At 49.3% G+C, this 12,609-nt stretch carries 9 protein-coding genes; 6 read left to right on the top strand and 3 right to left on the bottom strand.

The window, feature by feature from the left end; translation table 11 throughout:
* Positions 1–582 precede the first annotated feature (582 nt).
* Both LN341_RS08070 and LN341_RS08065 read left to right on the top strand, forming a co-directional pair.
* Positions 583–852, top strand: a complete 270-nt coding sequence (locus LN341_RS08070) for a hypothetical protein (RefSeq protein ID WP_370643719.1) — start codon at positions 583–585, stop codon at positions 850–852.
* Positions 853–946: 94 nt separating this feature from the next.
* The gene (locus tag LN341_RS08065) at positions 947–3,703 is read left to right on the top strand and encodes an immune inhibitor A domain-containing protein (RefSeq protein ID WP_234204778.1); all 2,757 of its coding nucleotides are present in this window, start codon (positions 947–949) and stop codon (positions 3,701–3,703) included.
* Between the two features lie 69 nt (positions 3,704–3,772).
* Here LN341_RS08065 and LN341_RS08060 read toward each other — a convergent pair whose 3' ends face one another.
* Positions 3,773–5,080 carry an oligosaccharide flippase family protein gene (locus LN341_RS08060; protein WP_234204768.1) on the bottom strand — a complete coding sequence of 436 codons (1,308 nt, stop codon included), beginning with the start codon at positions 5,078–5,080 and terminating at the stop codon, positions 3,773–3,775.
* 596 nt (positions 5,081–5,676) lie between these two features.
* Between LN341_RS08060 and LN341_RS08055 the strand changes: the two genes are divergently transcribed.
* From LN341_RS08055 to LN341_RS08040, 4 genes are all read left to right on the top strand, one after another.
* Complete coding sequence (locus LN341_RS08055; RefSeq protein ID WP_046221251.1) at positions 5,677–6,726, top strand: amino acid ABC transporter substrate-binding protein; 1,050 nt, start codon at positions 5,677–5,679, stop codon at positions 6,724–6,726.
* 114 nt (positions 6,727–6,840) lie between these two features.
* Complete coding sequence (locus LN341_RS08050; RefSeq protein WP_082095788.1) at positions 6,841–8,100, top strand: amino acid ABC transporter permease; 1,260 nt, start codon at positions 6,841–6,843, stop codon at positions 8,098–8,100.
* 14 nt (positions 8,101–8,114) lie between these two features.
* Complete coding sequence (locus LN341_RS08045; RefSeq protein WP_234204976.1) at positions 8,115–9,206, top strand: amino acid ABC transporter permease; 1,092 nt, start codon at positions 8,115–8,117, stop codon at positions 9,204–9,206.
* A 26-nt stretch (positions 9,207–9,232) separates the two neighbouring features.
* Positions 9,233–9,997, top strand: a complete 765-nt coding sequence (locus LN341_RS08040) for an amino acid ABC transporter ATP-binding protein (RefSeq protein ID WP_046221338.1) — start codon at positions 9,233–9,235, stop codon at positions 9,995–9,997.
* A gap of 103 nt (positions 9,998–10,100) precedes the next feature.
* Here the strand turns inward: LN341_RS08040 and phnR are convergent, their stop codons facing one another.
* Positions 10,101–10,799 (bottom strand): phosphonate utilization transcriptional regulator PhnR, encoded by a 699-nt coding sequence (gene phnR / locus LN341_RS08035; protein ID WP_046221337.1) that lies wholly within the window; start codon positions 10,797–10,799, stop codon positions 10,101–10,103.
* A gap of 69 nt (positions 10,800–10,868) precedes the next feature.
* Entirely contained in the window at positions 10,869–12,545 is a 1,677-nt protein-coding gene (locus tag LN341_RS08030) for a putative 2-aminoethylphosphonate ABC transporter permease subunit (protein ID WP_234204975.1), read from the bottom strand.
* Positions 12,546–12,609: the final 64 nt, after the last annotated feature.

Raw genomic sequence — 12,609 nt, 5'->3', positions numbered from 1 at the left:
ATTCAGAGTGAGGCTGATTCTTTTTCGTTCAAATCATAGACTTTCTCTAATCTTTTCTTTTGCGGCTATACACATTTGATCGCCGTTGCTTTTTTACTCATGTTGCGTCAATGCTTATTGCAGGCCTTAAATATTCTTTGTTGGTCAAGAACTCAATTAAAATGGCAGCGCAATTCACTGGTATTCATTCATTTTTCGTTGATTGATAGTGATAGAAGCATTTATTCGACGCGCGTCAAATAAACCTATCAAAACAGTTACATAATGTTTCGGAATATAAATTCATACTGATCCGACCTGTATCGGTGGTTTTTATTATAACGATATAAGAATGAAGGTGATTATTGCTCGAACGAAAGGATCTATTGTTCAAAATGAGCTTAAATTAATGATAGATCTGTTGGTTATCTATGCTATTGTTTTGACTAAATAGTTGATATTTAAGTGATTGACTTATTATAGATAGTTTACTGTTTATGTTTAAGTTGTGATGCTCAGCCAAGCGGACCGTTTTGGCATATTGATGGGCAATATCGTTGCATATAGTTTGTTACACATTGTTTACATGCGTTGAGGCCAGTCGTGAAACGTGCATGCTTATTCATCCTCTTATTGGTTTGTCCGCTGCTATCTCTCGCTCAGGTTCAGCCGGACGATGAGAGATTACTTCGTGCATTGGAAGAGCGGGGCATTATTTGCAAAGGACTCTCATACGAAGAAAAACAGGAAGCGTTGCGAATTTACTTACAGCGTAAAGCCACGATGAAAGATCAAAAACAAAAAGACAATGACACAACCGGGCAACCGTCCAATTTGGACGACACCAAAAAAACGTGTATTTCACCAGAATAATAACGCATTAAAAAATGTTGTTAACCGCTGAGCACTATGTGCAAAGCCGGGGTTTTGACAGCTTCACGATGGAAATAATCAATAAGGACAGTAAATGAAACATATGAAGAAAACATTGCTGGCTTCAGCAATGTTCACTTTATTTAGTGGTAGTGGCTATGCGCATACACCTGTTGATATGGGCGTTGTTAATGAAGACAAACTCATTGAAATGCTGGTCAGAAATGGCGTTGTTGATGCGGATGCTTCAGAGGAGCAGAAACGTCACGCGCTGGATAAATATCTGGATAATAAAATACGTTCAGGTTTTAAAGGGGATGCGCAGTTTGGTAAACAGGCTTTAGAAAAAAGAGCCAAAGTGCTGAAAGCGATTCAGAAAAATAAAGGAAACCAGCGTGCCAATATTTTTGCACTGGATGTTGGCCAGAAGCGAACAGATAAAGTGCTGGCACTGTTAATTGATTTCCCTGATTTACCATGGAATGACAACCGTCTGACGAAAGACCACACAGAGATGCTGTATGACAGTTATGAACTGGGTCATTATCAGGATCTGCTGTTTTCAGGGGCAGGATATACCGGGCCAAACGGTGAAAACCTGATTTCAATGCGTCAGTTTTACGAGGCTGAGTCCGGGGATTCCTACTCGGTGATGGGACAGGCAGCCGGTTGGTATCGCGCATCGAAAAATGCAGCATTCTATGGTGGTAATTCACCTACAACGGATAACGATCTGAATGCACAGGAACTGGTGCGTGAAGCGCTGAACCAACTGGCGCAGGATCCTTCGATTAATCTGGCCGACTACGACGTCGAAGATCGCTACGATTACGATGGTGACGGGAACTATCGCGAACCCGATGGCGTGATCGATCACCTGATGATATTCCACTCGTCCGTTGGCGAAGAAGCTGGCGGCGGTGTGTTGGGCGCTGACGCCATCTGGTCGCACCGTTTCAACCTGGGCCAGTATCACGTGCTGGCTGGTACCAAGAGTACTGTGCCGGGACGCTTTAACGGCCAATATGCAGCCTTTGATTATACGGTTCAGCCGATTGATGCCGCAGCAGGTGTGTGTGCCCACGAATACGGCCACGATCTTGGACTGCCGGATGAGTATGACACCCAATATACCGGGCAGGGCGAACCTGTCTCTTATTGGTCCATCATGTCCTCTGGTAGCTGGGCGGGTAAAATTGGCGGCACGCAGCCGACTGCGTTCAGTTCCTGGGCCAAGCAATTCCTGCAGCAGTCTATTGGCGGACATTGGGTGAATGATCAGCAGGTTGCTATTAGTGAACTGGAAAATGCCCCACGTGAATTCACCCTGTTCCAGACGACAGACACCAAAAAACCAAACATGGTGAAAGTTTCACTGCCGAGTAAACGCATTGAGACCTTGAAGCCGTTCGAAGGTCAGTATTCCTTCCATTCGGGCAAAGGCGATGATCTGCGGAACGGCATGAGTCGTACGCTGACAATTCCGGCAGGAACGAAAGCAACGCTGAAATTCAAAGTCTGGTATCAGATTGAGAAAGACTATGATTTCGCGCGTGTGCTGATCAATGGCAAGGCAATTAGCGGCAATATCACCTCGATGGATGACCCGTATAACACAGGTCTGGTTCCGGGGATCGGTGGTGATTCAAACGGCTGGATTGACGCTGAGTTTGATCTGAGCCAGTGGGCAGGTCAGCAGGTCACACTGGGCTTTGACTATGTGACCGATGGCGGTCTGGCGATGGATGGTCTGTATCTGGACAATCTGGTGCTGGACGTGGATGGCGCAGTCACTGCAATTGATAATGGTGAAAGTGGTTCCACGTTTGCGTTCAACGGTTACAAACTGTCTGATGGCTACCACGATGCAGCGCATTACTATTTGCTGCAGTGGCGTAGCCATACGGGTGTTGATGAAGGTCTGGCAAACATCAAGCGTATGGGTCAGATCATGAGCTTTGAGCCTGGCTTGATTGTTTGGTATGTCGATGAATCGATGACGGACAACTGGGTGGGTAAACACCCGGGTGAGGGTTGGTTAGGCGTCGTTGATGCGGATCAGAATGCGCTGGTCTGGAATAACTCTGGCCAGGCCGCACAGACTCGGTTCCAGGTACGCGACGCGGCATTCTCATTGCAGGATCAGGCGCCATTGCGTCTGGTCAACAGCAGCGGAGATGTGCTGGAAGACAGCAGCCTGATTGGTAACGCCTACTTCTCTGATGCGGAAGATTACAGCGCTCCGATGGCGCCGGATTCGGGTCGTAAGCTGACTGAATTTGGTCTGATGATTGATGTTGTTGAGCAAGGTCCGAACAACGAGTTTGGCGTGGTGCGCTTATCGAAAGCCGCATCGCAGAATGAATTGCCAACTGCGAGTTTCGAGCTGAATGTTAATGGCCTGACCGTGTCGGCAAACAATCTGAGTGTTGATCCTGATGGTCAGATTACGGCCTATCAATGGGATTTTGGCAATGGCCAAACCAGCAGTGAAGCAGCGCCAGTCTGGCAATATCAGCAAGCCGGCAGCTATATTGTCAGCCTGACGGTCACCGATGACAAAGGGGCGACAGATACCTTCAGTTACACCGTCACTGTTGAAGCGCCGAATGCCTTGCCTGAAGCAAGCGCGGAATATATTCACCTGGGCCGTTGGGTCACCATGTGGTCAACCAGTACAGACAGTGATGGCCGTATTGTGGATACCGAATGGACATTGCCAAATGGTAAGGTGAAACGAGGTCGTGTGTTCACGTCGATTTTCCCGAGCTACGGCCAGCATGAAGTCAAGATCAGGATTATCGATAATGACGGTGGTATCACGACGAAAGCCATAACCGTTAACCTGTAACGACAGTCCCATTTAGCTCCTGCAGCTTTGAGCGCAGCCTTCTGGTTGCGCTCTTTTTTTGGCCCTGAGTCAGTGTGATATCTGAAGCGGAGATTTTCCGGTATTCATGATGATCAGTTGATACCAGGTCAGAACAGAGGCAACAAACATTGCCAGGCACGTTGCCAGTGCTGCTCCCGTCATGCCCATTTCAGGGATGAGCCACAGATTCGCCAGCGTGTCTGTCAGCAAGGTGATGACGCCAATCACCATCACTTGCCGGCCTTTCCCGTTGTATTGCAGCCAGGTAGAGGCGAAGGCACTCATGGCCCAGATACTGTAGGCGGCTGTCAGCACATTGAGCGAGAGCTCTGCCTTTACGAAACCTTCACCAAAGAAGGCTAATAGCCATGGCCCGCCAGCGAATACAAGGGCAGTCAGTATCATAGTCACGATAACAATGAGGCGTTGTGCCTGCCGGAAGAGAGTTTTGGCGCTGTCAGGGTGGTTATCTAGTGCCGGGCCAATCAGTGGCAGAAATAATCCTGCAATCGTCACTTGGGCCACAGGTAATAAGTGAGCTGTGGTGGCCGCCGCTGCAAAGTGTCCGACATCTTGTTCATTGGCCAGCATTTCCAGCATGAAAAGATCAATTTGATTTAAAGCCATGGTGACCATCATGGCGAGCATCATGGGAATGGACAGACTTAACAGCTTGTGTTTTTCAAGCGTATGAGCACGAGAGAGGTCTGCATTGATCAAGTCTAATTGACGGATTTTATGCCATTGCCAGACCACGATAGCGGCAACGGTTAAGCCACCTGTCACAATCACATGCCAGTATGCCACCTCGCTGATCGTCGCCATTAACAGCAACAGGAAGCAGGTTTTCATTGCAGGCAGTACAATCCGCCAGGGCAGGTTTGAAGCTGCCAGTAATTTTGCAGATTGCAGGACACGACTCAACAATGCGCCAATGGCAATCAGAGGGATAACAAATGTGATGATCATCAGCGGGTGATGGCCCAGCACATCCGTTTTCCCCAGATGCAGTACTCCACCTAAGTAAGTTGTCAGTATAACCAAGGCAGAAAGCAGCAAGGCGATACCGCCATAAAAAAGCAGAAAAGAGACGATATAGCCGCGGTCTTTGTTCTCTATGGCACCGGACAGCACCCGTGGGGCAACCCGGTCACCACCCAATAAGATGATGACACTGGTTAAGGTTGCGAAGGCATAAGCGACTTTGTAATCGCCGTATTCATGACTGGACAGCGCCTGACTGAGTGTCAGGTTAAACAGATAGTCTGCGATGAAGCCAAAACCCAGACTAAAAAGTAAAATGAAGCTGCCTGACTTTAAATAATCAGAGTGAGAATGAACTGGCGAAGAACGCATTGAACAGGTATCCGACAAATATAAAAACACCATCAATTATGCCTTTGTTTGACGATGCGAAGAACCCGACCAGTTCAGTTTCACCTGTGTGTCACGCTGAATGACCGCTTTAATGAAAAAATGAAAAAGAGAACGATGCTAATTCATGAGCATAATTGGTGAAATATCAGTAGTGGATGCGCCATTATTGTGCAAGTCAAAATGATTGTTTATCCGCAAAATGTGCAGTCCATGCACAATTAAAGTGCACTTTGAAAATATCAAAATTATTAATATTTTTATCATCTTTGTTTTTGTCTCTTTTGCGGATTTTTATCCTGCCTTTTAAATAAATGTTCAGAGAATAACCCCAAATGAAGTTGAATGAGATCTTGTCGGTGTTTTGGCATGTCAAATGCTATAAGAATGTTAAATAAAGATGCGATGGATTATCTATCGTATGAAAATGCTGAGTTAGTGCGGTTATTTATGCATAACACAGCATAAAGAATGGGATCATCATCATATGCAACTGAAATGTATGAGGGTGATTTACAAATATTAAAACAGCACAAATAACCATTCAGGTTAGTCAACACAACAGACAGGAAGTCTTTATGAAAAACAAAAGAAACCTTTTTTCAGCTTCTTTAATTGCTTCATCGCTGATGCTGGCAGGTATTTCTGCAGGCGCTCATGCCGAAATGGCCTCAGGCTCTGAAACATTGGATAAAGTTAAACAAGCCGGAGTGCTGAAGTGCGGTGTCAGCACCGGGCTGCCGGGCTTTTCAAATACCGACGCCAAAGGGAACTGGGAAGGTATTGATGTTGAATTCTGTCGTGCCGTCGCATCTGCTGTTCTGAAAGATGCCAGCAAAGTGCAATATATTCCGCTGACGGCCAAAGAGCGTTTTACCGCACTGCAATCTGGCGAAGTGGATGTGCTTTCCCGGAATACAACATGGACACTGCAACGTGACACGGCCCTGGGTCTGAATTTTGTTGGCGTGAACTATTACGACGGCCAGGGCTTTATGGTCAGTAAAGATTTAGGGGTGAAATCTGCGAAAGAACTGGATGGCGCGTCAGTCTGTATTCAGTCCGGCACGACAACAGAGCTGAACCTGGCGGATTACTTTCGCACGAACGGCATGAGCTTTAAGCCCGTCGTATTTGATACGTCCGATCAGACGGTGAAAGGCTTCGAAGCCGGGCGCTGTGATGTGCTGACCTCAGATCAGTCTCAGCTGTATTCACTGCGGATTAAACTAGCCAACCCATCGTCAGCGGTTGTGCTGCCTGAAGTGATTTCCAAAGAGCCTTTAGGTCCGGTTGTACGTCAGGGTGATGACAAGTGGTTTAACATCGTGAAGTGGACCCTGAGCGTGATGGTGAATGCCGAAGAGTACGGGATTAATCAGAGCAACGTTGATGCCAAACTGAAATCGACCGATCCAAACGTCCGCCGCATTTTAGGTCTGGATGGTCCTAAAGGTGCCGGTCTGAGCCTTGCTGATGATTGGTCTTATCAGGTGATCAAGCAAGTGGGTAACTATGGCGACAGCTTTGAGCGAAATGTGGGCGCAGGTTCGCCACTGAAAATTGCCCGTGGTCTGAATGCCCTCTGGAAAGACGGCGGCATCATGTACGCGCCACCTGTGCGTTAATTACCGGTTAACACTCAATACGCGGCGGGGATATTTCCCCGTCTGATTGGAACAGCTTTTCATTGAAATGAATCATGAAAAGATGAAAATCCATTGACTTAACAGGGTAGTTGTATGGCACTGAGTGAAGTTGAATTCGATGCTGTCACCAAGAAAGACAAAAAGAATACAACGACGGGCGAAAAAAATGCCGCCGTTTCTGAAACACCTTCCTTGAACCTTCGTTCTTTCATTTATCATCCGGGCGCTCGCGCCGTTTTTTTCCAGTCGCTGCTAATTCTGGCCGTCGGGTTATTTTTATATACCGTTGTCAGTAATGCGCTGGATAATTTAGCGCAAAGGGGAATCGCAACCGGTTTTGATTTTCTCGATCAAACGGCTGGCTTTGGCATTGGCATGTCGCTCATTGATTATGACGAGACCTATAGCTACGGCCGGACTTTTATTGTTGGGTTACTGAACACCGCATTGGTCGGTGTGCTTGGTATTGTGCTGGCGACTGCGCTGGGTTTTGTTGTTGGCATCGCCCGCTTATCAAAAAACTGGTTATTAAGCCGCCTGGCTGCCGTGTATATCGAAGTATTCCGGAATGTGCCGCTATTGCTGCAAATTCTTTTCTGGTATTTCGTGGTTCTGCGCGCTTTACCTTCGCCAAGACAATCATTGTCATTGGGTGAAGCCGCGTTCCTGAATGTGCGTGGTCTGTATGTGCCTGCACCCGTTTATGAGCAAGGTGCCTGGATGGTGCTGGCTGCTGTTGTGATCAGTGTGATCGCCGGTGTTGCGGTTCATATCCGGGCCAGCCGGCATCAAAAGGCTACGGGGGAGCAGCGCCCGACCTGGCGTTATTCACTCGGTATGCTGTTGGTCTTGCCTGTGCTGACGTATTTTGTGTCCGGCCAGCCAGTGTCACTGGACTATCCCGAACTGAAAGGGTTTAACTTTCGGGGCGGTATTTCCGTCATGCCTGAACTGTTTGCTTTACTGGTGGCACTGAGCATTTATACCGCTTCGTTTATCGCTGAAATTGTGCGTTCGGGGATCATGGCTGTCAGTCATGGGCAGACGGAAGCCGCACACTCACTGGGGCTGAAAAATTCACATACGCTCAGATTGATTGTGATTCCGCAGGCATTGCGCGTCATCGTACCGCCTCTGACCAGCCAGTACCTGAACCTGGTCAAAAACTCTTCACTGGCGATGGCAATCGGCTATCCGGATCTGGTGTCCGTGTTTGCCGGTACGACCCTGAATCAGACAGGACAGGCCATTGAGATTATTGCAATGACAATGGCAGTGTATCTGGCGCTGAGTTTGCTGACGTCGCTGTTGATGAATCTCTATAACCGCAAAATTGCGCTGGTGGAAAGGTAGTCAGAGGTAGCATGATGAAAACATTTAATTTTACGCCCTCAGAAGCCCCGCCGGCAAAATTAACGGGTGTGAGTGGCTGGTTACGCAAAAACCTGTTTGCCGGTCCGGTTAATACAGTGGTCACACTGGTGTTGCTCTGGCTGGTGGTGACCTGGACTGAGCAGATTTTCCAGTGGGCTGTACTGGATGCAGATTTCATTGGCTCAACCCGTGACGCCTGTTCCCGGGAAGGCGCATGCTGGGTCTTTATTCAGGCGCGGTTCGAACAGTTCATGTTTGGCTTTTATCCGGAGTCGGAAATCTGGCGTCCCATGGTATTTTTCGCTGCGACGGCAGGGTTAGTGCTGTGGTTGTTGGTGGATCGTATTCCTTATAAAAAATGGGCATTACTGATCACCCTGATCCCATTCCCAGTTTTGTCAGCCATGCTGTTACACGGCGGCACTTTCGGTTTGGAAACTGTGGAAACGCACCAGTGGGGCGGGTTGATGGTCACCCTGATCATCGCGCTGACAGGCATCCTCGCTTCCCTGCCTTTCGGTGTTCTGCTCGCGCTCGGGCGCCGCTCAAACATGCCGGTTATCCGCAGTATCAGCACTGTGTATATCGAGTTCTGGCGTGGTGTACCCTTAATTACCGTGCTTTTCATGGCGTCTGTCATGTTGCCGTTGTTCCTCTCTGGCGGAACGGAAATTGACAAATTACTGCGTGCACTGATTGGCGTGGTGCTCTTTAACTCGGCGTACATGGCCGAAGCGATCAGGGGCGGTCTACAGTCGATTTCGAAAGGTCAGTATGAAGCGGCGGAAGCGCTGGGTTTAGGCTACTGGAAAATGATGCGTTTGGTCATTCTGCCACAGGCGCTGAAAGTCAGCATTCCGTCGATCGTCAATACCTTCATTGCTTTGCTCAAAGATACCAGTCTGGTGCTGATTATCGGTATGTTTGATGTGCTGGGGATTGCTCAGTCGGCGAACAGTGATCCGGCCTGGCTCGGATTCTCAACGGAAAGTTATTTATTTGCGGCCTTCATTTTCTGGGTGATGTGCTTCGGAATGTCGCGCTACAGCCTTTATCTGGAAAACAAACTCCATACCGGGCATTGATCAATTACAAGGAAGTTAGGATGTCTATGATTGAAAAAGTGAACCAGCGTTCGGATAAAGAACCTGTCATCCGTCTGAAAAATGTCAACAAATGGTATGGTGAATTCCATGTGTTGAAAAACATTAATCTGGAAGTGAAAAAGGGCGAAAAAATTGTGATCTGCGGGCCTTCCGGCTCGGGTAAATCGACCATGATTCGCTGTATTAACCATTTGGAAGAACACCAGCGCGGTGACATCGTTGTTGCCGGCACCGAGCTGAAGGACGATCTGAAAAATATCGAGTTGGTGCGTCGCGAAGTGGGCATGTGTTTTCAGCACTTCAATTTATTTCCCCACCTGAGCGTGCTGGAAAACTGTACGCTGGCACAGATGTGGGTAAAGAAAAAATCGCAGAAAGAAGCTGATGCTCTGGCAATGAAGTACCTGGAGCGGGTCCGGATTGCAGAGCAGGCACACAAGTTCCCGGGCCAGCTGTCCGGTGGTCAGCAGCAGCGTGTGGCGATTGCCCGCTCCCTGTGTATGGAGCCGCAAATCATGCTGTTTGATGAGCCGACGTCAGCACTGGATCCGGAGATGGTACGAGAGGTGCTGGATGTGATGGTTGAGCTGGCCGAAGACGGCATGACCATGCTGTGTGTGACGCATGAAATGGGCTTTGCCCGTGAAGTGGCGGATCGGGTGATTTTCATGGATGCCGGTGAAATTATTGAGCAGAATGCCCCGGAGGCGTTCTTCAGTAATCCGCAGTTTGATCGCACGCAAAATTTCCTGCAGCAAATTATTCATTAATCTGTTGTTCTCACGATTGTCTGCAAAAACAAACCGGCGCCTTTTCAGGCGCCGGTTTTTTCAATGAAAGACTCTGAGCTGAATCGTGCAGGTGGACCGAGTGCTAAATCGTCGCCGTTGATTCAATTAAGATCGCATCGTGACGCCAGTATTCCAAATCGCAGTCAATCAGGTTGCCGCTCTGGTCGTAGTTTACCCGTTCGACAAACATGGCGGGTGTGCCGGATGTTGCTCTGAGATGATGGGCGGTTTCTGCCATCAGGGAGGTAGAGCGAACCCGGAACCGGGTCTTGGAATAAATCACCCCGTATTGCTCCCGGTACGTCGTCGTGAGCGAGTCGATAATATTGTGCTCAAACAAATCAGGGAAATGCGCAGGCGAGATAAAGTTGGTGACAACGACCACCGGACGATTGTCGAGAAATCGCAGCCGGTCGATCCGGTACACTTCGGTCAGCGGTTTGACTTTCAGTAAGGAAGCGGCCCGACGACCGGCAGGAACCCGCTTGGCCGACAGCAATTCTGAGCGTGCTTCGCGGCCCTGCGCTTTGGCCATAGCCGGAAAATCCGTGGTGTAGGTCGGATCGTACAAGAGCGGTACTGGCGAGACAAACCAGCCGCGGCGATCTTCTCGGTACAATTTCCCTTCGGCTTCGAGCAAGGCCAGCGACTCACGCAGCGTGACGCGTGTGGTGTTGAAAGACTCCGCCAATTTACGTTCAGCAGGCAGTTTGTGGCCGCCCGCCAGAAGTCCGGCATCAATCTGTTCATTGATGGCTTCCATGATTCTTAAATATTGCACGTTCATCCTTCCTGTTACCGACCAGGGTTCACTGAGTTCGTTATTATAAAGTCTGTTTTCACAGAGTCATCAGCGGTGACGCCAGGCTTGGGTGTATTGATCACTCAGACGGTTGGCACCCAGATGCATGAGTTTGACGGCTGCAGCTGTCAGCAGGATCATGACCGCCATCGCGGCGGCAGGTCCGGTCTGACCGGCATCATCCATATTCAGGACAGACACGGATGCAGGCATGGTGTCTGAGGCGTACAGGAAAACAATGGCCGATGTAGTGGTCATCGCATTCACAAACAGATAGGTCGCAATTTCCAGAATAGCAGGAGTGCACACAGGAACAGTGACTTTAAAGAACGTCTTGAACTGAGGAATGTTGAGCGAGGCAGAGATCGCTTCGATTTCGCCCGGCAACTGCTTCAGGGCTGTCACTGCCGTCATATGGCCGACTGTGTAGTAGTGAGTCACCGTATTGACCACCAGTATGGTCAGTGTGCCGTACATCCATGACAGCGGATTGTCACTGTGGTTGAAGAAAAAGATGTAGCCCAGTCCTAATACCATACCCGGGACAGCCATCGGCAGAATCGCCAGCATTTGCAGCAGGTGACGCAGAGGAGCGAAACTTTGTCCTTTTTCAATGCAGTAGGCACAGGTAAAGATCACCAAAGTCCCTGCCAGCGCGACCATCCCGGCCAGTTTCAGTGAATTGAAATAGGGAGCCCAGCCATAAGTGCTGAATTCGGCAAAGTTGTAGTTATTCAGACTCAATGCGGTGTTCCATGGCCAGAATGTGACCAGAGAGCCGTACACCGCCATGGCGATGACACTCAGAATCGCCAGTGAAATCAGGGAACAGAACAGCAAGCAGATGCCGTCACGAATACGGTTGGGTTCTGGCTGATAAGCCACAGAGCGGGCATCGAACAGGTTCTGTTGTTTTTTCTGTACCCAGCGGTCGCCGGCAAACGCCAGCAGAGCGGGCAGTAACAGCATGACGGACGTGACCGCACCCATGGCGAAGTTTTGCTGGCCGACCACTTGTTTGAAAATGTCGGTCGCCAACACATTATATTGGCCGCCAATGACTTTCGGGACACCAAAATCGCAGACAACCAGAGTAAACACCACGATTAAGGCGCTGATCAGGCCGTATTTTGCCCCCGGCAAAGTGACCAGAAAGAAGGTGCGTACGCTGGATGTATTGAGGGCTTTCGCGGCTTCGTAGAGTCTGGCATCGGATGTCTTCAGCGAGGTACTGATGATCATCAGAGCATGAGGGAAGGTCCATAATACCAGGCCGATCGCAATGCCGATCGGGCCGTAAATACTGTGGCCGAACAGCATCTCTTTGGCGATGCCCTGATTACCGAACAGGTAGATCAGACTGATGGCCGGGAGCAGCGATGGCGCCAGAATGGGGGCCGAGCCGATGACGGTAAAGACGCCTTTGAATGGCATACAACTGCGGGTTAAGGCAAAAGCAAAACCAAAGGCCAGCAGCCCGACAATGACAGTGACAACCACACCGATGACCACAGTATTTTGCAATGACTGCCACAGGGCAGGTGATGCAAAGTAGCTGGCAAAATTGGCCAGACCCACAAAGTCGCCTTCCGCGTTGTGCACGCTTTTTTGCAGCATGGCAAGCAGCGGCGCGACGATAAAGGCCGCCATGAGTGCGCTGAATACCACTAAGAGCCCAGTGAGAGTGAGGTTGTCACGACCAAGGTGATGGCGCAGGCGAGTCATGGATTGTAAAAGACCTGGCTTTGACGTAGGAAGCGGTCGGGTCAGTTGAGTCATGGTGTCGTCC

The sequence above is a fragment of the Photobacterium sp. TLY01 genome (assembly GCF_021432065.1).
Taxonomy (GTDB): domain Bacteria; phylum Pseudomonadota; class Gammaproteobacteria; order Enterobacterales; family Vibrionaceae; genus Photobacterium; species Photobacterium halotolerans_A.
The sequence above is the reverse complement of the archived record's forward strand: the minus strand, read 5'-3'. Positions and strand labels throughout refer to the sequence as shown.

Excerpts from the sequence above, each read along its gene's own strand:
- LN341_RS08060 (WP_234204768.1), bottom strand. The coding sequence starts at position 5,080 with ATGCGTTCTTCGCCAGTTCATTCTCACTCTGATTATTTAAAGTCAGGC.
- LN341_RS08030 (WP_234204975.1), bottom strand. The coding sequence starts at position 12,545 with ATGACTCGCCTGCGCCATCACCTTGGTCGTGACAACCTCACTCTCACT.
- LN341_RS08050 (WP_082095788.1), top strand. The coding sequence starts at position 6,841 with ATGGCACTGAGTGAAGTTGAATTCGATGCTGTCACCAAGAAAGACAAA.
- LN341_RS08065 (WP_234204778.1), top strand. The coding sequence starts at position 947 with ATGAAACATATGAAGAAAACATTGCTGGCTTCAGCAATGTTCACTTTA.
- LN341_RS08045 (WP_234204976.1), top strand. The coding sequence starts at position 8,115 with ATGAAAACATTTAATTTTACGCCCTCAGAAGCCCCGCCGGCAAAATTA.
- LN341_RS08055 (WP_046221251.1), top strand. The coding sequence starts at position 5,677 with ATGAAAAACAAAAGAAACCTTTTTTCAGCTTCTTTAATTGCTTCATCG.
- LN341_RS08040 (WP_046221338.1), top strand. The coding sequence starts at position 9,233 with ATGATTGAAAAAGTGAACCAGCGTTCGGATAAAGAACCTGTCATCCGT.